This window comes from Brucella pituitosa, assembly GCF_003049685.1.
In the GTDB taxonomy this organism is placed as follows: Bacteria; Pseudomonadota; Alphaproteobacteria; order Rhizobiales; family Rhizobiaceae; genus Brucella; species Brucella pituitosa.
Window position 1 is genome coordinate 22,866 of record NZ_PYSY02000001.1, and the last position, 25,424, is coordinate 48,289.

Genomic DNA, 25,424 nt, shown 5'->3' on the forward strand with positions numbered 1-25,424 from the left:
TACGGTATGAAATTCGGATTTTAGCGCCAATTTTCAAATTTTATGTACATACAGCGTCCATTTTCCATATTTCACAAGAAACCTTCTATTTTTACGAAGTATCGCCTTATTTGACCTCATCTTGATAATTGGAACGATCTAAATTAAGGATATGACTATTCGTATGGAGGAGTGATATGAGCGCATTGTCTGAAAATGTGTTGGCCCTGCCGTGTGCTGACGGAAGCCTCAGGCCTTATCGCTTAGTCGGCACACCGACACCAAGACCGGTCTCACCTCCACGTTTCAACCGCATTGCCTACGCGGCAGCTGTGGTTTCCGATCCGCTGAAAGATGCCCGTCCATGGAATGACCCGGCCATAGACTGGGAAGCAACGATGGCTTTCCGGCATCATCTCTGGAGCCTCGGCTTCAAGATCGCGGAAGCGATGGATACGTCACAGCGCGGCATGGGCCTGAACTGGGCTGGCGCGCAGGAGCTGATCCGTCGCTCACTGGCAGAAAGCAAGACCGTAGCGGGCGCTGATCTCGCGAGCGGTGCAGGCACTGACCACCTTGATCCCGCCGATGCGAAAAGCCTTGATGACGTCATCAAGGCCTATGAGACACAGGCAGGCTTCATCGAAAAGCATGGCGGGCGTTTCATCCTGATGGCGAGCCGTGCCCTGGCGCGCATCGCCAAGTCCCCCGACGATTACGCCAAGGTCTATGGCCGGATTCTCGGTCAGGCGCGGGAAAAGGTCGTGCTGCACTGGCTGGGCGATATGTTCGATCCGCAGCTGAAAGGCTATTGGGGTTCGGAAAATTTCGACAATGCGCTTGATACGGTGATAGGCATCATTAGAGCCCATCGCGACAAGGTGGAAGGCATCAAAATCTCACTGCTGGAAGAGCGCTACGAAATCGCGTTACGCGACCGCCTGCCGGAGGGTGTGCTCTGTTTCACGGGCGACGATTTCAACTATGCGCCGCTCATCGAAGGCGACGGAAACAAGCACAGTCATGCGCTGCTCGGTATCTTTGATGCGGTCGCACCACAGGCGTCCAGCGCGCTCGCGGCACTGGCCGCAGGCGACAATGCCCGCTTCCGCGCCATCATCGAGCCGACCGTGCCGCTATCGCGGAAAATCTTTGAAGCACCGACGCAATATTACAAAGCAGGCGTTGTATTTCTCGCCTGGCTCAATGGACACCAAAGCCATTTCACCATGCCAGCCGGAATGCAGTCGGCGCGTGGCATTTCGCATTACGCCGACATATTCCGTCTCGCCGATCAGGCCAATGTTCTCGACCAGCCAGAACTCGCCATCCGCCGCATGAAACAGCTTCTGGCGATTTACGGCATGGAATGAAAACAGGCGGTGGTCTATTTCTGCGCATGTCTCCCGAAACCGGTTTCCACTTTCAGAAGACATGCTTTCACCGCCTGTCTTTAAGGGTACTCAGCGCCAACCAAGTGCTGGCGCAACATTGAGGATCGACTCGATTACATGCGCGTTGTAGTCGACACCAAGCTGGTTCGGCACCGTGAGAAGCAGCGTATCGGCTTCAGCAATCGCCTCATCCTTTTCGAGTTGCTTGATGAGCTTATCCGGTTCAGCCGCGTAGGAGCGGCCAAAGACGGCTCTCAAATCCTCTTCAATGTAGCCGATCGAATCCTGCTCGTTGCTGCCGCCACCAAAATATGCGCGATCACGATCATCGACCAATGCGAAGATGCTGCGGCTCACCGAAACACGTGGCGTGCGGGTGTGGCCCGCTTCTTTCCAGGCTTCACGATAGGCGCGGATCTGCTTGGCCTGCTGGATATGCAAAGGCTCGCCTGACTCGTCCTTCTTCAGGGTCGAGCTTTGCAGGTTCATGCCAAGCTTTCCGGCCCAAATTGCGGTTGCGTCCGAGGCAGCGCCCCACCAGATACGATCTCTGAGACCTTCCGAATGCGGCTCGATGCGCAGCAGACCGGGAGGGTTCGGAAACATTGGACGTGGGTTCGGCTGGGCAAAGCCTTCGCCTTTCAGCGCTTCGAAGAACGCCTCGCCATGCTGACGGCCCATATCGGCATCGGTCTTGCCCTCTTCCGGCGCATAACCGAAATAACGCCAGCCATCGATCACCTGTTCCGGCGAGCCGCGGCTGATACCGAGCTGCAGACGGCCCTTGGAAATCAGGTCCGCAGCACTGGCATCTTCAACCATATAGAACGGGTTTTCATACCGCATATCGATGACAGCAGTGCCGATCTCGATCTTGCTCGTCCTGGCACCAACGGCTGCAAGTAGCGGAAATGGCGAGGCAAGCTGGCGCGCAAAATGATGCACACGGAAATAGGCGCCGTCCGCGCCCAGTTCCTCGGCGGCAACAGCAAGGTCAATCGATTGCAGAAGCGCATCGCTTGCGGAACGGGTTCCCGATTGCGGCGATGGCGACCAATGGCCAAATGAAAGAAAGCCGATTTTTTTCATGACTATGTTCCTCAGAGCGTACTCCGACCGGCGTGAAACGTTGACCGGCAGGATTATGCTTCAAACGTTGTGCAGTGGCACTTTTCATCAGTTTTGTCAGAATATGGCGGCAGGCGATAGTCATTGAAAGGGCCCTGAACACAGTGTTCATGAAACGGAATATAACGGGCAGTGGATTGCCCGATACTGACAACGTGCGGGCAACGCGAGGACAACACGTTGACAGCCCAAACAGACCAGATTAAGCCTCGATATGAGGCGGATTGGCCTTCCATCCCAACATAGAGTTTGGGCCCAACATAGAGTTTGGGATTGGATGAAAGGTCAATGTCCACAAAATGCCCAAACAGGCAGCGCACTAAAACAGGGGAGATTTTTATGCGTTCTATGCTTCTGGCCTTGCTGGCCGCAACGGCTATCGCCACTTCGGCACAGGCCAAGGATGTAACGGTTGCCGTTACTGCTATCGTTGAACATCCGGCACTTGATGCTGCGCGCGACGGCGTGAAGGATGCGCTGGCTGAAGCCGGTTTCAAGGAAGGCGAAAATCTCAAATTCGTCTATCAGTCCGCTCAGGGTAATCCGGCAACAGCCGCCCAGATCGCACGCCAGTTCGTTGGCGAAGCTCCGGACGTCATCGTTCCGATCTCGACACCTTCTGCACAGGCCGTTGTTTCCGCAACGCGTGATATTCCGATTGTCTTCACCGCCGTTTCCGATCCGCTTGGCGCACAGCTCGTCAAGGACATGGCAAAGCCGGGTGGCAATGTAACCGGCCTTTCCGACATGTCGCCAGTTGTTGAGCACATCAAGCTCATCAAGGAAGTGATGCCGAACATCAAAAAGCTTGGCTATCTCTATAATTCCGGTGAAACCAACTCCGTGTCGCTTCTGGCAGCACTGAAGGAAGCCGCTTCCGCCGAAGGCATCGAAATCGTGGAATCGGCTGCCACCAAGTCGGCTGAAGTTCAGGGTGCAGCGCGCGCCCTCGTCGGCCGCGCGGACGCTATGTATGTTCCGACCGACAACACCATCGTTTCGGCTCTGGAAAGCGCCGTCGGTGTTGCTGAAGAAAGCAAACTGCCGCTCTTCACCGCGGATACGGATTCCGTCAAGCGCGGTGCGCTCGCGGCTCTCGGCTTCAACTATTACGACGTTGGCAAGCAGACCGGCGCTGTCGTTGTGAAAATCCTCAACGGTGAAAAGCCAGGCGATATCGCTGTCGACATTGCCAAGGGCACCGACCTCGTCATCAATCTTGCTGCAGCCAAGAAGATGGGCGTCGAATTCCCGCAGGCTGTTATCGACCGCGCAACCAGCAAGGTCGAATGATCGGTCTCCAGATATAATTGCAAAGGGCGGGATGATCTCCCGCCCTTTTCTTTGAAATCTCTTTCCAACAGTTGAGCCTTTAAAATGCCTGCCATTCGTATCCTTCCTGCTGATGACAACACCAATGGCTGGAGCAGGATATTACCAATTCGCACGCCAAATGCGGCGCTCAAAGGCGATATCAAGGCCGACTGGATTGTGCTGGGTGCTGGCTATGCAGGTGTTGCCGCCGCAAGAAGGCTGGCCGAGAACCGCCCCAACGACCAGATTGCATTGATCGATGCGCAGGAGGTCGGAAAAGGCACATCCGGGCGCGCTGCGGGTTTTGCCATCGATCTGCCGCACAATGTCAGTTCTTCGATGGAGGAGCTGGCTAAGTCGCACAGCTACCGTGCGCTGGCGCGTGCCGCTATCGACCATCTCAAACAGCAGATTGACCAGCACGGCATCGACTGCGACTGGCGACAGGACGGAAAGTTTCACGCAGCGGTTTCAGATCAGGGGATGCGTGAGGTTCTCGAACCGACAGTCAAAGAGCTGGAGCGTCTTAAAGAGCCCTTCGACTGGCTGGAAGGCGATGCTCTGGCTAAAAGGCTCGGCACAAGCCATTTCAAAGCAGCGATCTTCACCTATGGCACCTCGCTTTTAAACCCGGCAGCTCTGGTGCGTGGCCTTGCCGACAGCCTGCCCGACAATGTTACGCTTTATGAGAACTCTGCCGTGACCAAAATCGACTATGGCGACCGCATTCTCATTACCACGCCAAAAGGCAGCATTCAGGCACCTGCCATGATCCTGACGGTCAACGGCTTCGGTGAGCAGTTCGGTTTTTTCAGGCGCAAGCTCCTGAACTTTGCAGCCCATGCGAGCTTAAGCCGACAACTCACCAATGACGAGTACAGGGCCATCGGCGAAATCGAGCCCTGGGGCCTGACACCGGCCAATTCCTTTGCCGGTATCACCATGCGTTTGACATCGGATCGGCGCATACTGGTCCGGCAGAACGTGCATTTCTGCCCGTCGCTCCGCCAGTCGAATGCGCGGCGTGAAACAATCAAGCGTGAGCATAAGCGGCTTTTCGATGAGCGTTTCCCGATGCTGTCAAACGTCGATATGGAACACACATGGACGGGCTTCATCTGCCTGTCGCGCAATGGCGCTCCGGTTTTGGGCAGATCGCCAAGAATGTTTACACCTCGCTTTGCCAGAACGGCGTCGGCATCACCAAAGGCACGATAGGCGGCATACTTGCAGCCGATATGGCCTGCGATATCGATAATCCGATGATCGACGACATGCTGAAGCTTGGCAGCCCGACCGAACTGCCGCCACGACCATTCCTCGATATCGGCGTGCGCGCACGATTTGCCTGGGAGCTATGGCGTGCACGCGGTGAAGTGTGAGCGAAACCGAGTGAGCCGAATATTGTAACAGGCGCACAGACTGGTGCTTTTTGGCGCATTTGCAGCGATAATGCTTGCTTATTGGAGCTTTTGGGTTGTATCGGGAAAAAGACAGAGCCAGAACAATCGCAAGCAATAAAATTGCGCATGAAAAACCGGGGAATGGTTCCAAAGGCAAATGTGTTTGGAACAAACTCAAATCAAAACCGGTCGTGATTGAAACAGGTCTTTCGGACATGTAGGGGCAAATGCCTGAATGTGCGAAAGCCAGTGAATCTATGTGCCTCGAATGGTGCGTTTTCATTTTCAATGACGGCAAAGAACAAGGAATCTCAATGTGAGTCAGATCGCCTTCTGGGGTGCGGTCGAATTGGGCCTCGTCTTCTCTTTTGTCGCCATCGGCGTTTATCTGGCTTTCCGAGTGCTCGATTTCCCCGATCTGACCGTGGATGGCTCGTTTCCGCTTGGTGCGGCCGTAACCGGCGTTCTGATCCTTGCTGGCTGGAATCCATGGCTTTCCGCCGGTGTTGCGATGATTGCAGGCTCGATTGCCGGTCTGGTGACTGCGACGCTCAATGTGCGCTTCAAGATCCTCAACCTGCTGGCTTCCATTCTGACGATGATTGCACTGTTCTCGGTCAATCTGCGCGTCATGGGCCGTCCGAATATAGCACTGATTAATCAGGATACGATGCTGTCTCCGTTTTCGGTCACGGCATCCCTGAATATTATGTGCGTCCGGCCTTCCTGTTCGTTCTGGTTGCAATCACGGTATTCCTCGTCTGGCGCTTCCTTGAAAGCGACATGGGCCTCGCCATGCGTGCAACCGGTGCCAATCCTAAAATGGCCCGCGCGCAGGGCGTACGCACTGATCGCCAGATTTATCTTGGCATGGCGCTCTCCAACGCGCTCGTGGCACTTGGCGGCTCGCTTTTCGCCCAGACAAACGGCTTTGCAGACGTGACCTCCGGCGTTGGCACCATCGTTGTTGGTCTTGCCGCTGTGATCATCGGTGAAACATTGCTGCGCTCGCGTCTCATCCTCGTCATTCTCATTGGCTGTGTTGCCGGTTCGATCATCTACCGCATCGCTATCCAGCTCGCACTTTCCAATGGCAGTATCGTCGGGCTTCAGGCTTCCGATCTCAATATCGCCACAGCGCTTCTCGTCACCTTCGCACTGATCTTGCCGCGCCTGCGCCGTGGAGGAGCATCATCATGATCGAAGTTTCCAATCTCGAAGTCATTTTCGGTCGTGGAACACCGCTTGAAAAACAGGTGCTCAACAAGATCAACCTGACGATGGAGCAAGGCTCTTTCGTGACCGTGATCGGCTCCAACGGCGCTGGCAAATCGACAATGCTTGGCGTTCTGGCAGGCGATGTCATCCCCACCGCAGGCAAGGTCGTGATCAGCGGACAGGATGTGACCCGCAAGTCCACTGCCGAGCGCGCCGGTCTTGTGGCACGCGTGTTTCAGGACCCGCTTGCGGGCAGCTGCGGCACGCTGACGATTGAAGAGAACCTGGCACTGGCTGCATCGCGTGGAACACGCCGTGGCCTGACCCATGCGCTCAATTCCAAGCGCCGTGAGTGGTTCCGCGAACGCATGGCAAGTCTTAATCTTGGCCTTGAAAACCGTATGCAGGATCGCATGGAGCTTCTCTCTGGCGGTCAGCGTCAGGCGCTCTCGCTGATCATGGCCACTCTCGCCGGTTCAGAAGTGCTGCTGCTTGATGAACATACCGCAGCCCTTGATCCGGGCATGGCTGAATTCGTCATGGAACTGACCCGCACATTGGTTGCCGAAAACAAGCTGACAGCACTCATGGTCACGCATTCCATGCGTCAGGCGCTCGACTATGGCGACCGCACCATCATGCTGCATGGTGGCAAGATCCTGCTCGATGTGACAGGCGACAAGCGCAAGACACTGGGCGTTGAAGACCTCATCGAAATGTTCCGCAAAGTGCGCGGACAGACACTCGATGACGATGCTTTGCTGATCGAATAATATTACAAACAGCTTTGTTTCACAGCCGCCGCTCAGTTTGACCGGCGGCTGTTTCGTTTGAAAACGAATTGCGCTACTTAATCCTAATGGCGCAAAGAAAGCACACGAAGTCGATCAGTTTATTGGAAAGCCGAGCAGCTCGTTTCCGGTGGTGTTGCTCTACGGCCCTGATAAGGGACTGGTAAGCGAACGTGCGCGCCGCTATGCGAAGGCCACCAAACTGCCGCTGGACGATCCCTTCGCCGTCATCCGCATGGAAGCCGACGAGATCGATGCTGATCCCGCAAAGCTCGCCGATGAGGCACGCACAATCTCCATGTTTGGTGGCGAGCGGCTTATCTGGATCAAGAATGCAGCCGGGCAGAAGAAGCTTGCCGATGCTGTGAAACTTTTGGCAACAGAGCCGCCGCGTGAAACATATATTCTGGTGGAAGCCGGCGACCTCAAGAAGGGTGCTGGCCTGCGCAGTGCTGTCGAGAACGCGACCGCTGGCATGGCCCTGCCCTGCTATTCAGACGATGCACGCGGTATTGATGGCGTGATTGACGACGTTCTGGCCGAATGGAAAATGCAGATCACGATGGATGGGCGCCAGCTGTTGCGGGCGAGCCTTGGCGGTGATCGTCTGGCCACGCGTGGCGAGCTGGAAAAGCTTTGCCTCTATGCGCGCGGCAAAGAACGCATCGATATAGACGATGTGCGGGAAGCCGTTGGCGATGTGGCCGGGCTTTCGACCGACGAAGTAGTGGATGCTGTTCTGAACGGCGATCTGTCGCGTTTTGAGACGACATTTGATCGCGTCGTGAAATCGGGAACCGCACCGTTTCTGGTTCTGAACACAGCGGCGCGCCAATTCCAGCAGATACAAAACCTCCGCCATATCGCGGACACCGAACGCAAAAGTGCTTCTGTCGTGGTAGCTTCTGCGCGTCCGCCGGTCTTCTTCAATCGCAAGAAGCTGATTGAAAATGCCGTCAGTCGCTGGAATGCGGAAAGCCTTTCCCGCGTGATGGAACGCCTGCAACGCGCCGTTCTTGAAAGCCGTCAGAATGCGGCACTGGCTGTTCCGATCATTCGCCAGTGCCTGCTCGCCATTTCTGTTGAAGCCGTGAAATTATCGCGCCGCTAAGCAGATTCTTTCAAGCGAACAAGGCTCTATTGCGAAAATTTATAGATCAATGCATAGCATCAGCGATCACAGTCAAACGATTCTGATCGACATCATACTTTGCTATCATTTATTTCAGATAAAACAGTCTCAGATTGTAAGCCAGCTATAATGGCGTATATAAAGTATGTCGCACACATCAAAATAGCGCTCTTTGAACATCGGACTATACATCGCTATAAAAACTAAAATCCAATTATTCAAGTAAATTAAAACAAGCTATTTATTTACTGTTACAACCATACCATCTATATATATGGTAACTTTTTTCTTATTGCTAACAACTTTTGCTTTATCTGTTTTTATTTCAGTGTTACCAACTTTAATGGAAACATTGCCATCGAATTGCATTGTTGTTTTTGTAATTGATTTTGAAGTGTCCGATTCAATTTTTAATGGCGTATCTATTCCCTTTGTATTTTCTGCATTTGCGCCAGATATAGATGCAAAGGCAGAAACTAAACAAATTGTTAATATTTTACCGATGTGCATTTTCTACTCCTAATACTATTGAAACAAAATCAAATCTGGTTCGAACTTAAAAGTAAGTTAATAAATCCGATTTATAAGTTAATATAAATTTATATAATTCTAAGTTAAGGCGGTAAATAGCAAAAATAGCTACCTTATAATTTTATTTAACTAAATAATATTTATCAGACTAATTTCCCCGCGAAAGGTTCCCACTTTCCACGACATGTTTTGGGCTAATTGCTTCACGTTTCATCATGCCTTATCCCAGTTTAAGCTGTGGGCTTTCCTGATATTTGAACCACAGTGAAATGAGCCAGCCACCAAAATAACCTGCTGAAGCGCCCGATACGGCAGCTGTAATCAGCATCAAAGTGGATTGTTCCTGCGGATAGAACGCATTGAGCACTGCCAGAACATATTGCGCACAGAAGAAGATCAGATTGCGGATCAGCGGCAAAGTCGTTCCGGCACTCTCGATACGCTTGTTCTCGCGATCAACCGCGATAATACGCGGTCCCGTAAGATACCCGACAGGTGCCAGCAGCAACAGACCGACAAACCATGCGATCAGAAATGAACCGAACTGGTCCGAACCACGATCAAAATTCAGGAAGCCGACGGCGATGAAGATCACCGGCACAAACAGCATTCTCCAAACTGTCACCGTTTGTGTTTCTCGTCCCTTGATCCCCGCGATGATGAGATAGGCAAGCAGCCCCAAACATAGACAGGCGTGTGAATGATAATTTGCGTCAGCATTTCCATAGATACGGTATCTCCCCAGCCCGGCGATCCAAAAGCAATGTTTCAATAATATAAGACTTATCGAAAGTCCGGCAGAAACCACTTTGGGCATTAAAAAGCCGCGATAATTTAGCAATCGATCAATAGCGCGTGACCACTCTTTCCCAATCTTGAGCTTGTTGGCGCACCGAACAAGACTTCCTATGGTTCAATTTCATAGCTGAAATGACAACCACAACTTTGTCGTTGATCCAGTTTCTCTATAATTCATTGGAATAAAAGAATGATCGGCTGCATCCCTCCAATTCTTCTGCTCATGCTAGGCGCTTTGCTTGGTTGGCTGATCGGCGGTGATTATGGCGCCTTCTGGGGAAGCGCGGCTGGCGTTATCATCGGCGTCATCCTGATGATAACTATCGTCTTTTCGCTGATCAAAGCGCGTGGTCGATAAAACGAAAAAGCCGTGAAACAAATGTTCCACGGCCTCAAAGTCTGATTTCTAAACAGATGTCGTCAGCTCTGCAGGCGACGGCAGATTTCGTCGAGCTGCTCAAGAGAGCTGTAACGAACTTTAACCTCACCGCCACGCTCCCGGTGATTGATTTCGACCTTCATGCCGGTGACGTCGGAAAGCAGCTTTTCAAGCGCCTTTGTATCGGCATCTTTCTCAATCGGCGCGCTCTTACCCGGCTTTGGCTCAGCACCGCTGCGCGCTTGTGACAGCGCTTCGACCTGACGAACAGACAAACCTTCCTTGACCACGCGCTCCGCCAGAGCTGTCGGATCTTCCATGGTAATCAGGCTACGCGCATGACCGGCAGACAAAGCACCATCCGAGATGAAATCCTGCACGCGCTGCGGCAGCTTCAGAAGACGCAGCGTATTGGCCACATGGCTTCGGCTTTTACCGATCACCTGTGCAAGATCGTTCTGCGTATAATCGTGATTATCGATAAGCTGTTGATATCCCATTGCTTCTTCGACCGCATTCAGGTCGGCACGCTGAACGTTTTCAACGATTGCGATCTCAAGTGCAATGCGATCATCGACATCGCGAATGATAACCGGGATCGTATCGATGCCCGCACGCTGCGATGCGCGCCAGCGACGTTCACCAGCGATCAGCTCAAAGCGATCTGGCTCACCTGGTGCCGGACGCACGACGATTGGTTGAACAACACCGTGTTCTTTGATCGACTGCGCCAGATCTTCGAGATCTACTTCCGAGAACATGCGACGCGGGTTGCGTGGATTGCGCGTGACGAACTCAATTGGAACGTTACGCTCGCTGCTGATCGGCACCTTGCGTTCTTCCGCCGGGCGGTCGATTTCACCAATCAGTGCGGCCAAGCCGCGGCCAAGGCGCTTTTTTGAAGGATCGTCGTTCATCGTCGGCAGTTCCTGCAATTGTTACGTAGTCGAATCGATCAAGTGTCCCATTTGGGGAACACTCACTAATTATGCGGCTTTAAGCTGCCGCTCCCGCTGGATGACTTCCGATGCGAGCTGCAAATAAGCCTGACTGCCAGCACATTTCAAATCATAGAGAATAGCTGGCTTGCCGTGGGATGGTGCTTCCGACACCCGCACATTGCGTGGGATAACGGTGCGATAGACCTTCTCGCCCATGAAGGCGCGAACATCATCGACAACCTGCGAGGCGAGATTGTTACGGCTGTCGAACATTGTCAGGACAATTCCCTGAATTGTCAGCTCTGAATTAATGCTCGACCGTACCTGATCAACGGTCTGCAGAAGCTGGCTCAGACCTTCCAGTGCAAAGAATTCACACTGCAGGGGAACCATAACTGAATCCGCTGCAGCCATTGCATTCAGCGTCAGCAAATTCAATGATGGCGGGCAATCAACCAGAATGTAAGAGAACTTGTCAGCAACAGCGGAATCAAAGCGCAATGCATCGCGCAAGCGACGTGTACGATCAGGTGCCTGTGCTATTTCCATCTCGATACCGAGAAGATCGAGCGTAGAAGGAACGATATAAAGGTTTGGAACATCGCTCTGCATGGCCGCCTCATTTGCAGAGGCCGCCTGCGTCAGCACGTCATAAGACGAAAGCGGACGGTTAAGGCGATCAATTCCGAGGCCAGTACTGGCATTTCCCTGCGGGTCGAGGTCAACGATCAGCACAGTTTCGCCAATGGCTGCAAGTGCTGTCGCAAGGTTAATGGCTGTCGTTGTCTTACCAACGCCACCCTTCTGATTTGCAATGGTTATGATCCTGGATCTTTTGCTCATTACCGTCGCCCTGCTGCTTTCTGTCATATCGATTCCGGAATAACTGGGCCGGATTAACCGGAGATGCGTCGCAGATTGCTGATCTCAAGTATCACCGAGCTATTATCGATAGCACTTTCATGTTGTACCAGATCGAAACTCCAGCCGACACGGCTTTCATCGATTTCTCTGGTAATCCCGACCTTTTGAAAAGTGCCTTTGAACCACTGGTTAACCAGGGCTCGGCAAGCTTGAAAGATCGCTCAACGAGGCGAGTGCACGGGCTGTTACGATATCCGGCACATCGATTTTATCCCACATAGCTTCAATACGTGCGGAGTGAATGCGTGCTGGCACAGTCAAATGACCAGCTGCGGTACGAAGGAAGGCCGCTTTTTTTCCCGCACTTTCAACAAGATCAATCGAAGCGCCGGGAGATTCTTTCAGAAAACAGGCAGTTACAATACCGGGGAAGCCACCACCGGAACCAAGATCGAGCCATCGCTTTGCATCTGATGCAAGCGGAAATAGTTGTGCGCTATCGAGAATATGGCGGTTCCAGAGATCAGCGAGTGTCGAAGGAGATGCCAGATTGATGGCCGATGACCACTTGCGGAACAGCTCTTCAAAGGCAATCAACCGGTCCGTTGTTTCACGTGAAACATCAGGAACAATCGATTTCAAGCTCGAATAACGTCTATCCACAGTCATGCTACGCCCTTTTCGGCGCTTAGTTCAGCCGCCGCGCGTTCGCGCGTGCCGTGCTTCTTGATATGCGTAATAAGCAATGCAAGCGCTGCCGGTGTAATACCTTCAACGCGTTGCGCCTCGGCAATTGTCTCAGGCTTACGCTGCTTGAGCTTGGCTTTAAGCTCATTGGAAAGACCCGAGATCCCATCAAAATCCAATGTTGCCGGAATGAAAAGCCGTTCCTCGCGTTCCATCACAGCGATATCGCTTTGCTGGCGATCCATATAAACCGAGTATTGTGCTTCGATTTCCAGCGCTTCCCGCGTGATAGAATCAATTGCATTCAGCTCTGGCCAGATAGTCTGCAGCTTCTGCAAATCGATATCCGGATAAGACAGCAGATCATAGGCCGAGCGACGAACGCCATCCTGATTAAGATGAAGGTCATGTCGGCTTGCCTGATTTGGTGTGATAGTCAGCTCTTTAGTCATTCTACGCGCCAACGACAAAGCATCCTGACGGGCAGCAAACTTATCGCGGCGATCGCTGCCGAGAATACCGAGCTGATCCGCTAAAGGCGTCAGTCGCTGATCCGCATTGTCAGCACGCAACGACAGACGGAACTCCGCGCGTGATGTAAACATACGATAAGGTTCGCTCACACCTCTGGAAGTCAGATCATCGACCATGACGCCGATATAAGCTTCAGTGCGCTGTATGATAATTGATCGCTGCCCCTGCCCGCTTGGCGGCATTGAGGCCAGCGAGAAGTCCCTGCGCTCCCGCTTCTTCGTAGCCAGTGGTGCCATTGATCTGCCCTGCAAGGAAAAGCCCGGTGACGCGTCGTGTCTCCAGACTGCGCTTCAACTCGCGCGGATCAATAAAATCATATTCAATAGCGTATCCCGGCTGAAGCATAATCGCCTTCTCCAGACCCGGAATGGTCGCGAGGTAGGCAAGTTGGACTTCTTCAGGCAGCGACGTCGAAATTCCGTTCGGATAAACAGTGTGGTCGTCCAGTCCTTCTGGTTCCAGAAAGATCTGATGTCCATCCCGGTCCCCGAACTTGACGATCTTGTCTTCCACCGATGGACAATAGCGTGGACCGATCCCTTCGATAGAACCAGAATACATCGCCGACCGATGAAGATTGGCACGAATTATGGCGTGGGTTTCAGGCGTCGTGCGGGTAATACCGCAATCAATCTGCGGTGTCGTGATCTTATCCGTCATCAGAGAAAACGGAACCGGGTCCTCGTCTGCAGACTGCATATCAAGGCTCTGCCAGTCGATTGTCCGTCCATCGAGACGCGGCGGCGTCCCTGTCTTAAGCCGACCGACTGCAAAACCAAGACCACGCAAAGTATCAGAAAGGCCCAGCGCAGGCTTTTCACCCATGCGTCCAGCAGGGATCTTCTTTTCGCCAATATGGATAAGGCCGTTCAGGAACGTACCAGTGGTCAATACAACTGCGGCACAAGAGAGCTCGCGACCATCGCCGAGAACGACGCCGGAAATGCTTCCATCGGTGATGCGAATGTCGGAAGCGCCACCCTCAACAACCGTAAGGTTCTCCTGCTCAGAAATGAGTTCCTGCATCGCCAGCCGATAAAGCTTACGATCAGCCTGCGTGCGTGGACCGCGTACCGCTGGGCCTTTACGACGATTGAGCAAACGAAACTGAATACCAGCCTTATCGGCAACGCGGCCCATAAGGCCATCAAGTGCATCAATCTCGCGAACAAGATGTCCCTTTCCCAAACCACCAATGGCCGGGTTACAGGACATGATACCAATCGTATCAAAACGATGCGTCACGAGAGCAGTGCGAGCGCCAGCGCGAGCCGAAGCTGCCGCCGCCTCACAGCCCGCATGTCCACCACCAATAACAATGACATCAAAGCTGTCACTTCGGTAGAACTCTTGGTGTTCATCCTGATGCATCCGAATCCAGTTTAGAAAGCAGTCTCTTTGACATGTTTATGCCTTCGGCGGAAGGGTAACCAACCAGACCGCGATCAACTCTTTGATAAATTTGATACGGAACGCGACTCACGGATGTGAATGGGAGTCAATAAGCCGGAACAGATTCCACAGATGTTTCACGTGAAACACTGTTGAGTGCTATTGGCTAAAGCCCACTGTTTCACGTGAATCACTCATTTTCCTATGCAAAACTGTGAAAATGACATCAATATCTCTTCGACATCGACGTCACCGGTAATCCGGCCAAGATATTGAGATGCGCGACGCATATTCTCCGCGCGCAGCTCCAGCGGAAGATCGTCCCGTTCGGCGGCCGTGTCGATTTCGGAAATCGTCGATTGCAGCAGATTGATATGTCTTTGGCGCGTCGGGACAGCATCATTGATTAGTCCGATGCGTTCTTCGGCAAATGCCTGCAAGGCTTCCAACAGATGGCTGAGACCATCCGCAGTCTTTGTTGAAATGAGATACTGCCAGGCCGCTCTGTCACCTGTACCAAGGTCAGCTTTGGTCCCGATGGTCCAGACATCCGCACCACCATTATCTAAAGAAACAGCAATTGGATTTTGCATATCTTCAAGCAGCAAAACCAAATCCGCTTCAGCAGCGCGCTCCCGCGCGCGATCAATACCGATCTTCTCAACCTTGCTTGTGGTCTCTCTCAATCCCGCAGTATCCGTCACATAAACCGGAATGCCGCCAAGGTTCAGTTTCACTTCCAGAAGATCGCGTGTTGTCCCCGCCTCATCTGAAATAATCGCAATCTCACGACCCGCAAGTAAATTGAGCAGGCTGGACTTACCAGCGTTCGGCGCGCCAGCAATAACCACATGTAGACCATCACGCAGCATTGCAGCGCGTTTTCCGCTCTCTATATGACGCCCAATCTCACCCTGCAGGCTTTTGAGCTGTTCCCAAACCTGCCCCGAAACGGAACCGGGGACATCGCTCTCATCAGCGAAGTCCAACTCAGCTTCAATTAAAGCCCGAGCGCGCACCAGCCTTTGGCGCCATTCCGTATAAAGTTGACGCTGTGCGCCGGAGGCAACCTGCAATGCCAGACGGCGCTGCCCTTCCGTTTCTGCCGCAATCAGATCCGCCAGACCTTCCGCAATTGTCAGATCCATCTTACCGTTGGTAAAAGCCCGGCGCGTAAACTCTCCAGCTTCTGCAATTCGACAATTCGGGAAGCTACCGAGCTCCTCAAGCAGTTTTTCAACAACAGCGATACCGCCATGAAGATGGAACTCCGCGCAGTCTTCACCGGTAAAGCTGTTCGGACCGGGAAAGAAAAGCGCCAGCCCACGGTCGATGGCATCTCCATTCCGTGTGCGGAACGTCTTGTAAGCAGCATAACGCGGCTCGATCATCTTGCCAATAATCGTTTCGATTACGAATCGAACTTGCGGACCTGATATCCGAACGACTGCAACGCCCGACGGAAGGCGCCCACTCGACAAGGCAAAAATGGTGTCCTGAAGATGTTGCGGCTCGCTCATTTGATTTCCCGTTCTATATAGATGAGTACGTGATATTCATTCGTGTCAGGAAAGAAAAGGCTTATGACTGATATCAGCAGCAACCGGCTTAGCCGCGAGCCTAGTGCTTATCTTCGTCAGCATGCCGATAATCCGGTTCATTGGCAGCCTTGGGGCAAAGATGCACTGAATGCTGCACGCGAATTGAACCGCCCTATCCTGCTGTCCGTTGGTTACGCTGCCTGCCATTGGTGTCATGTCATGGCGCATGAGTCTTTCGAAGACCCAGAAGTTGCTGGCGTTATGAATAGGCTATTCGTCAATGTGAAAGTGGATCGCGAGGAACGGCCTGATATCGATCAGATTTATATGGCTGCGTTAAGTGCCATGGGCCAGCAAGGTGGGTGGCCGCTCACCATGTTCCTGCGTCCTGATGGTAAGCCGTTCTGGGGTGGAACTTATTTTCCTCCGAAAGCGCGTCATAACCTGCCCGGCTTCGTTGACGTGCTCAAAGCGGTCAATAATCTCTGGCAGGGAAATCAAGAAAAAATTAACCATAATGCCGAAGCTGTGTTCAGCCATCTGGAGGTACAACTGGCTGCACAAAGTGAAGCACGCGCCAATGAAGTGACGCGATTTAACGAAGTTGCAGACCGTATCCATGCGATGTTCGATCCGGTGCGCGGTGGCATTGATAATGCGCCCAAGTTCCCCAATGCACCCTTCATGGATGCCTTATGGCTGTCCTGGCTCTATAATCGCGAAGTTTCACATCGCGATGCGTTTCTGCTTTCTCTCAGAACAATGTTGCAAGGTGGCATTTACGATCATCTGGGGGGTGGGCTTTGTCGCTATAGTGTCGATGCTGACTGGCTCGTTCCGCATTTTGAGAAGATGCTTTATGACAATGCGCAAGCTATTCGCCATGCGACTTATGCCTATGCAGAAACCAAAGATGAATTGTTCCGTATCCGAATCGAAGAGATAATCGAGTGGCTGGTGCGCGAAATGCGGTTGCCCGATGGTAGCTTTGCATCAAGTCTCGATGCGGACAGCGAAGGCGAAGAGGGTAAGTTCTATATCTTCTCAGAGGCCGAAATCGACAACGTCCTCGGCGATCAGGCGAGCGATTTCAAGAACTATTATGGCGTGAAGCCCGCAGGCAATTTTGAAGGCAGCAACATTCTCAACCGTCTTCATGCCGTCAACGAAGAACCTTCGGTTCCCCCGGATATCGCGGCTGCCAGAAATAAGCTTCTCGACTATCGCAATGCTCGTGTTCGACCGGGCCGCGATGAGAAAGCTTTGACAGACTGGAACGCCCTCATGATCCGCGCATTGGCTGAAGCCGGCCGCAGCTTCAAGCGATCAGACTGGATTGAATATGCAGTTTCAACCTATCGTTCGATAGGAGCATCGTTCGATGATGGGCGCATGGCGCATTGCCAAATGGATGATGTGCTGGTCTACCCCGCTCTCTCGACAGATTACGCAGCGATGATGAATGCCGCCCTTTCGCTGTTTGAAGCGACGGGGGACAGAACATTTATCCGCGATGCGATAGCTCTCAAAGAGGCGCTTGATGCAAACAATCGCGATGCATCCGGCAATTATCGGCTCTCAGCTCTCAATGCCGAGGATGTTATTCTGCATAGCTATGGCGACTATGATGAAGCGATCCCAAGCGCGACAAGCCAGATCATCGAAGCATTCACACGACTGTTTCTCGTTACCGGAGATTTGCATCTCTATACGCAGAATGAACGTCTGGTCGAACAGGCCATGGGGCGTGCGCTCGTCCAGCAATATGGTCAGATTGGTATCTTGAACGCTGCCCGCTTTGCAGCCGAACCGCTGTCTCTGGTGATTGCTGATGAAAGCGTCGACGGCGAACTCAGCTTATTGGCTCAACGAATTCCCGATCCGCGTCGGGTCGATAAGTTCATTCAGTTTGAAGCTGGAAAAGCGATTGAACTTCCGACTGGCGGCACCGCACATGCAGATAAACCGTCAGCCTGGCTCTGTAAGGGGCAAGTCTGCCTCGCGCCTGTCGAGACCCCTGCCGCACTCGAAATCCTGCTGAGAGGCCATTCCTGATAATTTCAAAGATTAGAAAAGATAAACGCCGCGTTGATTAATCAGCGCGGCGTTTTGTTTGAATATGGATAAACCGAAATTACGTGTTCATCGAGTCGAAGAACTCGCCATTGCTCTTTGTCTGCTTGAGCTTGTCGATGAGGAACTCGATCGCGTCGGTTGTTCCCATTGGCGCAAGAATACGGCGAAGTACGAAAATCTTCTGAAGATCAGCGCGTGGGACGAGCAGGTCTTCCTTACGCGTACCGGACTTGAGAATGTCCATGGCCGGGAAGATGCGCTTGTCGGCAACCTTGCGGTCGAGAACGATTTCCGAGTTACCTGTGCCCTTGAATTCTTCAAAGATCACTTCGTCCATGCGCGAGCCGGTGTCGATCAGCGCCGTCGCGATGATGGTGAGCGAGCCACCCTCTTCGATGTTACGGGCGGCACCGAAGAAGCGCTTTGGACGCTGGAGTGCGTTTGCATCGACACCACCGGTCAGAACCTTACCGGATGAAGGGACAACAGTGTTGTAAGCGCGTCCGAGACGCGTGATGGAGTCGAGAAGGATCACAACGTCGCGGCCATGTTCGACAAGGCGCTTAGCCTTTTCGATGACCATTTCGGCGACTTGAACGTGGCGCGATGCCGGTTCATCGAAGGTCGAAGAAACAACTTCACCCTTCACGGAACGCTGCATGTCGGTCACTTCTTCCGGACGTTCGTCAATCAGAAGAACGATCAGATAGCATTCAGGATGATTGGCTGTGATCGAATGCGCAATGTTCTGCAAGAGAACAGTCTTACCGGTACGCGGCGGAGCAACGATCAGGCCGCGCTGGCCCTTGCCGAGCGGAGCAACCAGATCGATAACGCGGGACGAAAGATCCTTCGAGGTCGGAACTTCCAGTTCCATCTTGAAGCGCTCATTCGGATAAAGCGGCGTCAGGTTATCAAAGTGAACCTTGTGACGGATCTTTTCCGGGTCTTCAAAATTGATCGTGTTGACCTTGAGAAGCGCGAAATAACGTTCGCCTTCCTTTGGACCACGGATCGGGCCTTCTACCGTATCGCCGGTCTTCAGCGAGAAGCGGCGAAGCTGGGAAGGAGAAATATAAATATCGTCAGGACCCGGGAGATAATTGGCGTCGGCAGAGCGCAGGAAGCCAAATCCGTCCTGCAGCACTTCAACAACGCCCTCGCCGATAATTTCGACGTCCTGAGCAGCGAGGCTCTTGAGGATCGCGAACATCAGTTCCTGCTTGCGCATGGCGCTCGCATTTTCGACCTCAAGCGTTTCGGCAAATGCCAGCAGCTCGACCGGGGTCTTATTTTTAAGTTCTTGTAGTTTCATTTCCTGCATGTGTGAGGAACTCTTTTGAAATTTAAGGAGAAAATGCAGTTGTTCGGAAAGGTGGTCACTTTGGTAATGTGACCGGCATCGAAGGCCTGCTGTCATGGTGGGAAGAGGACTCATCCATACCGGTTTGCAGCACGAAGAGCAAGCCTCACATAAGGCGTGTCGGTCTTTTGTTCAATAGGTAAAAGCTAGTGCGAGTCTCAGAAAATGGAAAGTGGCTCTGCTAAAAATACCCGGTGCCAAATAAAAAGCCCGGATAAATACCGGGCTTTCTTTATAAAATTGGAAATCAGAACGGTTTCACGATCACAAGAATGACGATGAAGATCATTAGGATCGTCGGTACTTCATTGATGATTCGCCAATGTTTGGCCGATTTGGTGTTGCGATCTTCTGCAAAAAGCCGCGTCGCCTTTGACAGATAACCGTGCAGACCGGACATCAACACGACAAGCAAAAGCTTTGCATGCAACCAGCCACCCTTAAAGCCAAAAATCTCCCACGCCATCCATAGGCCAGCGATCCAGGTCACAACCATAGCGGGATTGATGATGAAACGAAGCAACCGCTTTTCCATCACCTTGAAGGTTTCAGAGGTTTCGGAACCGGGTGTTGCGGCACAATGATAGACGAAAAGACGCGGGAGATAGAGCATTCCCGCCATCCAGGCGATCACGGCAATGACGTGGATCGATTTGATCAAAGATAAGCATCAGCTGGATTCACGTGAAACAATCCCCATAAACCGAGTACCACTACTGCAAGACCAACGATGGTACGGATCAGAGCGGCCTTGCCGCTGTTTGCCTTATCGGAAGCACTCATCATCAGCCTCCACGAACCCGATCAATCATGCGCTGAACATTTTCAATCGGTGCCTGTGGCGTAATTCCATGGCCAAGATTGAAGATCAGCGGGCCCTGCCCGAGATTTTTCAGGATTGCATCAACCCCTTCGTCCAGAGCCTCGCCACCAGCGACAACGCGCAGCGGATCGAGATTACCCTGAATAGCGCCTTCCTTCTGCAATTCCTGCGCAAAAGAAACCGGCACAGACCAATCGAGGCCAAGAACATCGACGCCGGTCTTTTCGCGGTAGCCCGCATAGAGCATCCCGGCCCCTTTCGGAAAGCCGATGATACGCGCGTCGGGATAAACGGCCCTCACCTTCTGAACGATCCGGGCAACCGGACGAACACAGAAACGTTCAAAGCAATCTTCATCAAGAACACCGGACCAGGAATCGAAAATCTGCACGGCATCAGCGCCTGCATCGAGCTGTTCGATGAGATATTCGGCTGAAACATCCGCCAGATCATTCAAAAGCTTCTCAAACGCTTCCGGGAAGCGATAAGCGAACAAACGAGCAGGAGCCTGATCAGGCGTACCATGACCGGCGATCATATAGGTCGCAACGGTCCAGGGAGCGCCACAGAAGCCCAGCAGCGTTGTTTCGTCGGGGAGTTGCTCGCGGAGCAGCCGAACCGTCTCATAGACCGGCTCCAGCCTTTTGGCGACACCTTCGGTCTCAAGCCAGAATATCTCATCTGCATCGATTGGCGTCATCAATGGACCCTTGCCTTCTTCAAAGCGAAGGTCTCGTCCAAGGGCGTGAGGGACAACCAGAATATCTGAAAACAGAATGGCTGCATCAAAGCCATAACGGCGGATTGGCTGAAGCGTCACTTCGACTGCCAGATCGGGTGAATAGCAGAGGTCGAGGAAGCTTCCGGCTTTTTTGCGCACTTCCCGATATTCTGGAAGGTATCGTCCGGCCTGACGCATCATCCAGATTGGAGGTGGAAAGACTGTCTCACCGTCTATCACTTTCAGGACCTTGCGCTTCATTACATTCCACCCTGTCTGATCTGTTTTCTTGGGTCTGTGTGAAAGTTTTCCCGTCCGGCTCTCATAAAGAAAGGATGATTCAGGAATCTTTTGATTCTTAGAGTCTGTTGGAATCGGGGATTAAGGTTTGTCCGTCTTTTCCCCACAGTTCCGCTCTGGCCATCTCAGCCTGTGCGATAATTCACCGATCACCGGGACAAAAGCAATGAAAACTAAAATCTTTCATTGAATATAAGGGGTTACCAATTGACGCAGTTTCGGTCTCTTTGTGGACAAGCTGGGTATATCACCGTGATTTCCAAATGTTACGAGTCTTGTCCACAATGGCTTTCCAAAGCTTCTCACATGTTGGCTCGCTGTGGATGACTTGCCAAGTTTCCCACCGCCTGCCATGGCTTGTGGATGAAGCCTGCGTTTTACGCACACTCGTCAACAGGGACGGGAGAAAACTGTGACCAGACCGCTTTCTTACTTTCATCTTCATCTGATTTCTGATGCGACGGGAGAGACTCTCCTGGCGGCTGGCCGCGCTGCGGCCGCTCAATATGCCAATGCGCGGGCAATCGAGCATATCTATCCACTTATCCGCACCGAAAAGCAGCTAGGAAAAGTGCTTGAGAATATCGACGCTGAACCTGGCATCGTTCTCTACACAATCGTTGATCAGAAGCTTGCTGCAATCATCGATGAATCCTGCGCGGAGATGGGGGTGCCGAGCGTTTCGGTGCTGGAGCCGGTTCTCAACACGTTTCAGTCTTATCTGGGCGCGCCTGCGCATCGCCGCGCCAGCGCCAGCATGTGCTCAATGCCGATTATTTCCGTCGGATCGATGCGCTTAATTTCACCATGGAGCATGACGACGGGCAATTGCCGCTCGATATAGAAGAAGCGGATGTCATTCTGGTGGGAATTTCCCGTACATCAAAGACACCCACCAGCATTTATATGGCGAACCGCGGTATCAAGGCGACGAATGTGCCGATTGTTCTGGGCATTCCGGTGCCGGAAGTTCTCTTTACCGCAAAGCGACCTTTGATTGTCGGCCTTGTGGCGACCGCAGAGCGTATTTCGCAGATCAGGCAGAACCGCCCGCTTGGCAATGCGCCGTCGCTTGATACCGGACTTTATACAGACCGCGTTTCAATTTCAGAAGAACTGGCTTATGCCCGCAACCTGTGCAACCGGCATGGCTGGCCGTTGATCGATGTGTCGCGCCGGTCGATCGAGGAAACCGCAGCTGCTATCATGGCCTTGCTGCGCGATGGCAGAAGGAAGATCAGTCATGACCACGAAACTTATTCTCGCCTCCAAGAGCCCGTTCCGTTCGGCAATTTTGAAAAATGCCGGCATCGCGTTTTCGACCGAAAGCGCGGATATCGACGAACGTGCGGTCGAGGCCCCCCTTTATAAAAGCGGTGCGACGCCGCAAGAGGTGGCGCAGGTTCTGGCTGAAGCAAAGGCCTTATCTGTCAGTGAGAACCATCCCGATGCCGTGGTGATTGGTTGCGATCAGACGCTTTCGCTGGGCGACCAGATTTTCCACAAGCCTGTGGATATGGACGCGGCGCGCCGTCAGCTTTTACTGTTTTCGGGCAAGACGCATCAGCTCAACAGCGCTGTGGTGCTGGTCAAAAATGGCGAAACATTGTGGCGGCATGTTTCGGTCGCCCGCATGACCATGCGCGATCTCGATCCGGGTTTTGTCGGGCGTTATCTTGGTCGCGTTGGCGATATTGCTCTTTCAAGTGTTGGTGCTTATCAGGTCGAAGGTCCAGGCATCCAGCTTTTCGAGGAAATCGAAGGTGATTATTTCACCATCGTCGGATTGCCCCTGTTGCCGTTGCTCCATGAATTGAGGAAGGAAAATTTGATCGATGGCTAAAAAGGCATTTGTCACAGGCTTCCCGATAAAACATTCGCGCTCGCCACTCATTCACGGTTTCTGGCTCAAGGAACTGGGTCTCGAAGGCTCCTATGAAGCCATAGAAGTGGCACCTGAAAATTTTGTGGAATTTGCCACCTCGCTTGAGCAAAGCGGTTTTGTCGGCGGCAACGTCACGATCCCGCATAAGGAAGTGGCTTTTGCGACTGTGGGAAGCCGCGATGAAGCGGCCGAGGCCATTGGCGCGGTCAACACGCTCTGGCTCGAAAATGGCAAGCTTTGCGGTGGCAATACCGATGCCTATGGCTTTGCTGCCAATATGGATGCGCTGGCACCGGATTGGGACAATGCTGATACGGCTCTGGTTCTGGGCGCAGGCGGCGCGGGACGTGCCATTGTGCACGCTTTGCAGAAGCGGGGTTTCTCGCGCATCTCCATCGTCAATCGCACATTGAGCCGCGCGGAAGAACTGGCGAGTCATTTCGGCAAAGGTGTTTCGGCGCATGGATGGGACGCAGCGCAGCGTGTTGTCAAAGAAGCGGGTCTGATCGTCAACACGACTTCACTTGGCATGAGCGGACATGGTGAGGCAGAAGAATTTCCGCTTGATTTGAGCGAGGCGCAAAAATCAGCCGTTGCAACCGATATTGTCTATATTCCCTTGAAGACCCCATTTCTGGCCAAAGCGGAAGCAGCGGGTCTCAAAACCGTTGATGGGCTCGGCATGTTGCTGCATCAGGCGGTTCCCGGTTTTGAACGCTGGTTTGGCAAAAGACCGCAAGTGACAGAAGCGCTTCGTCGTTATATTTTGGATGATATGAAAAAGGCTGGCGCTTTATGATCATCCTCGGACTGACCGGCTCGATTGGCATGGGAAAAACCACTGCGGCAAACATGTTTGCTGAGTGCGGTGTTCCGGTCTATAGCGCCGATGATGCGGTGCATCAGCTTTATGCGGGCAGAGCCGCGCCTCTGATTGAGGCCGCCTTCCCCCGGAACCGTTGTGGATGGTACAGTCGACCGGACAAAACTTTCAGCAGCCGTGCTTGGCAAGCCAGAGGCACTCAAAAAGCTTGAATCCATCATTCATCCACTGGTGCATGAAGAAGAGAAAGCCTTTCTGGCGAGTGCGCGCGCGAGTGGTGCCGAAATTGCGCTTCTCGATATTCCGCTGTTGTTTGAAACAGGCGGTGAGAAGCGCGTGGACAAGGTGGCTGTTGTCTCAGCCCCCGCCGACATTCAGCGTGAACGCGTTCTGTCCCGCCCCCGGCATGAGCGAAGAAAAGTTTGAAGCCATTCTTGCTCGGCAGATGCCGGACGCAGAAAAACGTGCGCGTGCGGATTTTATCATCGATTCTTCGGGAGACTTTGAAGAAACGAGATTGCAGATTGAAGCCATCGTCGCGGAATTGCGTGGAAAGCCTTCCAATCAATCCTGATTGCCAGCCCGACCATGTTATAAAGCACTAGAGCGCCGTGCCGCCCTGTTGGGCGTACAAAGGTCGCTCCAACACTTTAAAAGTACAGCATCATTTGAAAGGTTTTTCCATGCGTGAGATCGTTTTCGATACGGAAACCACTGGCCTTGAACGGCTGGAGGATCGCGTCATCGAAATCGGCGGTGTGGAAATGATCAATCGCTTTCCACGGGCCGTACCTTCCACAAATTCATCAATCCACAGGGTCGCAAGGTTCATCCCGATGCACTTGCGGTTCACGGCATTACTGATGAGCAATTGCTCACTGAACCGAGCTTTGCAGACATTGTCGATGAATTCATGGCGTTTTTCGATGGCGCAAAGCTCGTTGCTCATAATGCGATGTTCGATCTTGGCTTCATCAATGCGGAATTGGGTCGTTTGGGAAAGCCGGAAATAGCCGTTGATCGTATTGTCGACACGCTTGCACTGGCGCGCCGCAGAAATCCGATGGGCCCGAATTCGCTTGATGCACTTTGCAAGCGTTATGGCATCGATAATTCGCACCGTACTTTGCACGGCGCATTGCTCGATTCTGAAATTCTCGCCGAAGTCTATATTGAACTGATTGGCGGCAAGCAGACCGCACTCGGCTTAAGCTCATCAGGAAATTCGGATGGCGATGGTCGTTCGGATAACAATAGCGGTATTGTGCTCCGCCAGCGTCCGACGCCATTGGCGTCACGCATCAGTGAAAAGGAACGCGCCGCGCATGATGCTCTTGTCGCAAAAATGGGCGACAAGGCGATCTGGAAAAAATACGTAAACTGATCTCTAGAGCATTTCCCATTTTT

At 52.8% G+C, this 25,424-nt stretch carries 18 protein-coding genes and 7 pseudogenes; 14 read left to right on the top strand and 11 right to left on the bottom strand.

The features are described 5' to 3' along the window. Positions 1-176: 176 nt before the first annotated feature. The gene (locus C9380_RS00115; RefSeq protein ID WP_128092746.1) at positions 177-1,352 is read left to right on the top strand and encodes a dihydrodipicolinate synthase family protein; all 1,176 of its coding nucleotides are present in this window, start codon (positions 177-179) and stop codon (positions 1,350-1,352) included. Between the two features lie 90 nt (positions 1,353-1,442). Here the strand turns inward: C9380_RS00115 and C9380_RS00120 are convergent, their stop codons facing one another. Next, positions 1,443-2,462: an LLM class flavin-dependent oxidoreductase gene (locus tag C9380_RS00120; protein ID WP_128092747.1), complete on the bottom strand. Its 1,020-nt coding sequence runs from the start codon at positions 2,460-2,462 to the stop codon at positions 1,443-1,445. Positions 2,463-2,840: 378 nt separating this feature from the next. Here C9380_RS00120 and C9380_RS00125 point away from each other — a divergent pair, with 378 nt between their 5' ends. From C9380_RS00125 to holA, 6 genes and pseudogenes are all read left to right on the top strand, one after another. Next, positions 2,841-3,794, top strand: coding sequence for an ABC transporter substrate-binding protein (locus tag C9380_RS00125; protein ID WP_100558423.1), 954 nt, complete (start codon positions 2,841-2,843; stop codon positions 3,792-3,794). Positions 3,795-3,878: 84 nt separating this feature from the next. Further along, complete coding sequence (locus C9380_RS00130) at positions 3,879-5,033, top strand: NAD(P)/FAD-dependent oxidoreductase (protein ID WP_252869755.1); 1,155 nt, start codon at positions 3,879-3,881, stop codon at positions 5,031-5,033. Positions 5,034-5,053: 20 nt separating this feature from the next. Then, positions 5,054-5,197: a hypothetical protein gene (locus C9380_RS27335; protein WP_252869756.1), complete on the top strand. Its 144-nt coding sequence runs from the start codon at positions 5,054-5,056 to the stop codon at positions 5,195-5,197. Between the two features lie 337 nt (positions 5,198-5,534). Then, a pseudogene (locus tag C9380_RS00135) lies at positions 5,535-6,418 on the top strand (ABC transporter permease). Continuing rightward, positions 6,415-7,209 (top strand): ABC transporter ATP-binding protein, encoded by a 795-nt coding sequence (locus C9380_RS00140; protein ID WP_128092748.1) that lies wholly within the window; start codon positions 6,415-6,417, stop codon positions 7,207-7,209. The pseudogene C9380_RS00135 and the gene C9380_RS00140 overlap by 4 nt, the downstream one beginning before the upstream one ends. A 67-nt stretch (positions 7,210-7,276) precedes the next feature. Further along, positions 7,277-8,338, top strand: a complete 1,062-nt coding sequence (holA, locus tag C9380_RS00145) for a DNA polymerase III subunit delta (protein WP_128092749.1) — start codon at positions 7,277-7,279, stop codon at positions 8,336-8,338. 258 nt (positions 8,339-8,596) lie between these two features. Here the strand turns inward: holA and C9380_RS00150 are convergent, their stop codons facing one another. After that, positions 8,597-8,869, bottom strand: a complete 273-nt coding sequence (locus C9380_RS00150; protein WP_024898465.1) for an LptA/OstA family protein — start codon at positions 8,867-8,869, stop codon at positions 8,597-8,599. A gap of 241 nt (positions 8,870-9,110) precedes the next feature. Continuing rightward, positions 9,111-9,515 carry a hypothetical protein gene (locus C9380_RS00155; RefSeq protein WP_128092750.1) on the bottom strand — a complete coding sequence of 135 codons (405 nt, stop codon included), beginning with the start codon at positions 9,513-9,515 and terminating at the stop codon, positions 9,111-9,113. 363 nt (positions 9,516-9,878) lie between these two features. On the opposite strand from C9380_RS00155, the gene C9380_RS26720 reads away from it, so the two are divergent. After that, positions 9,879-10,046: a hypothetical protein gene (locus C9380_RS26720; RefSeq protein ID WP_164844619.1), complete on the top strand. Its 168-nt coding sequence runs from the start codon at positions 9,879-9,881 to the stop codon at positions 10,044-10,046. A 62-nt stretch (positions 10,047-10,108) separates the two neighbouring features. Here the strand turns inward: C9380_RS26720 and C9380_RS00160 are convergent, their stop codons facing one another. The 5 genes and pseudogenes from C9380_RS00160 to mnmE all read right to left on the bottom strand — a co-directional run bounded on the left by C9380_RS00160 (position 10,109) and on the right by mnmE (position 16,005). Next, on the bottom strand, positions 10,109-10,984 hold the full coding sequence (locus tag C9380_RS00160) for a ParB/RepB/Spo0J family partition protein (protein WP_024898463.1): 876 nt from the start codon (positions 10,982-10,984) through the stop codon (positions 10,109-10,111). Between the two features lie 69 nt (positions 10,985-11,053). After that, positions 11,054-11,851, bottom strand: coding sequence for a ParA family protein (locus tag C9380_RS00165; RefSeq protein ID WP_024898462.1), 798 nt, complete (start codon positions 11,849-11,851; stop codon positions 11,054-11,056). A 53-nt stretch (positions 11,852-11,904) separates the two neighbouring features. Further along, a pseudogene (gene rsmG, locus C9380_RS00170) lies at positions 11,905-12,541 on the bottom strand (16S rRNA (guanine(527)-N(7))-methyltransferase RsmG). After that, positions 12,538-14,464: pseudogene (mnmG, locus tag C9380_RS00175) on the bottom strand (tRNA uridine-5-carboxymethylaminomethyl(34) synthesis enzyme MnmG). The pseudogenes rsmG and mnmG overlap by 4 nt, the downstream one beginning before the upstream one ends. A gap of 215 nt (positions 14,465-14,679) precedes the next feature. After that, a complete protein-coding gene (gene mnmE, locus C9380_RS00180) occupies positions 14,680-16,005 on the bottom strand; it encodes a tRNA uridine-5-carboxymethylaminomethyl(34) synthesis GTPase MnmE (RefSeq protein WP_128092751.1) in 1,326 nt (441 codons plus the stop codon). 63 nt (positions 16,006-16,068) lie between these two features. Here mnmE and C9380_RS00185 point away from each other — a divergent pair, with 63 nt between their 5' ends. After that, a complete protein-coding gene (locus tag C9380_RS00185) occupies positions 16,069-18,081 on the top strand; it encodes a thioredoxin domain-containing protein (RefSeq protein ID WP_128092752.1) in 2,013 nt (670 codons plus the stop codon). Positions 18,082-18,160: 79 nt separating this feature from the next. On the opposite strand, the gene rho is transcribed toward C9380_RS00185, so the two are convergent. From rho to hemE, 3 genes and pseudogenes are all read right to left on the bottom strand, one after another. Further along, positions 18,161-19,426, bottom strand: coding sequence for a transcription termination factor Rho (gene rho, locus C9380_RS00190; protein ID WP_024898458.1), 1,266 nt, complete (start codon positions 19,424-19,426; stop codon positions 18,161-18,163). Positions 19,427-19,712: 286 nt separating this feature from the next. Next, a pseudogene (hemJ, locus tag C9380_RS00195) lies at positions 19,713-20,248 on the bottom strand (protoporphyrinogen oxidase HemJ). A 2-nt stretch (positions 20,249-20,250) separates the two neighbouring features. After that, positions 20,251-21,270 (bottom strand): uroporphyrinogen decarboxylase, encoded by a 1,020-nt coding sequence (hemE, locus tag C9380_RS00200; protein ID WP_024898456.1) that lies wholly within the window; start codon positions 21,268-21,270, stop codon positions 20,251-20,253. A gap of 451 nt (positions 21,271-21,721) precedes the next feature. Here hemE and C9380_RS00210 point away from each other — a divergent pair. The 5 genes and pseudogenes from C9380_RS00210 to dnaQ all read left to right on the top strand — a co-directional run. Continuing rightward, a pseudogene (locus C9380_RS00210) lies at positions 21,722-22,545 on the top strand (pyruvate, water dikinase regulatory protein); the annotation flags it as partial. Positions 22,546-22,552: 7 nt separating this feature from the next. Further along, the gene (locus tag C9380_RS00215) at positions 22,553-23,152 is read left to right on the top strand and encodes a Maf-like protein (RefSeq protein ID WP_111788070.1); all 600 of its coding nucleotides are present in this window, start codon (positions 22,553-22,555) and stop codon (positions 23,150-23,152) included. After that, entirely contained in the window at positions 23,145-23,993 is an 849-nt protein-coding gene (locus C9380_RS00220; protein ID WP_128092753.1) for a shikimate dehydrogenase, read from the top strand. Before C9380_RS00215 ends, C9380_RS00220 begins: the two co-directional genes overlap by 8 nt. After that, positions 23,990-24,591: pseudogene (gene coaE / locus C9380_RS00225) on the top strand (dephospho-CoA kinase). Before C9380_RS00220 ends, coaE begins: the two are co-directional and overlap by 4 nt. A 109-nt stretch (positions 24,592-24,700) precedes the next feature. Next, a pseudogene (dnaQ, locus tag C9380_RS00230) lies at positions 24,701-25,401 on the top strand (DNA polymerase III subunit epsilon). Positions 25,402-25,424 lie beyond the last annotated feature (23 nt).

Bases quoted from the DNA above. Each gene is read 5' to 3' on its own strand.
- C9380_RS00125 (WP_100558423.1), top strand. From the start codon at position 2,841: ATGCGTTCTATGCTTCTGGCCTTGCTGGCCGCAACGGCTATCGCCACT.
- C9380_RS00165 (WP_024898462.1), bottom strand. From the start codon at position 11,851: ATGAGCAAAAGATCCAGGATCATAACCATTGCAAATCAGAAGGGTGGC.
- C9380_RS00130 (WP_252869755.1), top strand. From the start codon at position 3,879: ATGCCTGCCATTCGTATCCTTCCTGCTGATGACAACACCAATGGCTGG.
- C9380_RS00185 (WP_128092752.1), top strand. From the start codon at position 16,069: ATGACTGATATCAGCAGCAACCGGCTTAGCCGCGAGCCTAGTGCTTAT.
- C9380_RS00160 (WP_024898463.1), bottom strand. From the start codon at position 10,984: ATGAACGACGATCCTTCAAAAAAGCGCCTTGGCCGCGGCTTGGCCGCA.
- C9380_RS00115 (WP_128092746.1), top strand. From the start codon at position 177: ATGAGCGCATTGTCTGAAAATGTGTTGGCCCTGCCGTGTGCTGACGGA.
- mnmE (WP_128092751.1), bottom strand. From the start codon at position 16,005: ATGAGCGAGCCGCAACATCTTCAGGACACCATTTTTGCCTTGTCGAGT.
- C9380_RS00140 (WP_128092748.1), top strand. From the start codon at position 6,415: ATGATCGAAGTTTCCAATCTCGAAGTCATTTTCGGTCGTGGAACACCG.
- rho (WP_024898458.1), bottom strand. From the start codon at position 19,426: ATGCAGGAAATGAAACTACAAGAACTTAAAAATAAGACCCCGGTCGAG.
- C9380_RS00150 (WP_024898465.1), bottom strand. From the start codon at position 8,869: ATGCACATCGGTAAAATATTAACAATTTGTTTAGTTTCTGCCTTTGCA.
- hemE (WP_024898456.1), bottom strand. From the start codon at position 21,270: ATGAAGCGCAAGGTCCTGAAAGTGATAGACGGTGAGACAGTCTTTCCA.
- C9380_RS27335 (WP_252869756.1), top strand. From the start codon at position 5,054: ATGGCCTGCGATATCGATAATCCGATGATCGACGACATGCTGAAGCTT.
- C9380_RS00215 (WP_111788070.1), top strand. From the start codon at position 22,553: ATGACCACGAAACTTATTCTCGCCTCCAAGAGCCCGTTCCGTTCGGCA.
- C9380_RS26720 (WP_164844619.1), top strand. From the start codon at position 9,879: ATGATCGGCTGCATCCCTCCAATTCTTCTGCTCATGCTAGGCGCTTTG.
- C9380_RS00220 (WP_128092753.1), top strand. From the start codon at position 23,145: ATGGCTAAAAAGGCATTTGTCACAGGCTTCCCGATAAAACATTCGCGC.
- C9380_RS00120 (WP_128092747.1), bottom strand. From the start codon at position 2,462: ATGAAAAAAATCGGCTTTCTTTCATTTGGCCATTGGTCGCCATCGCCG.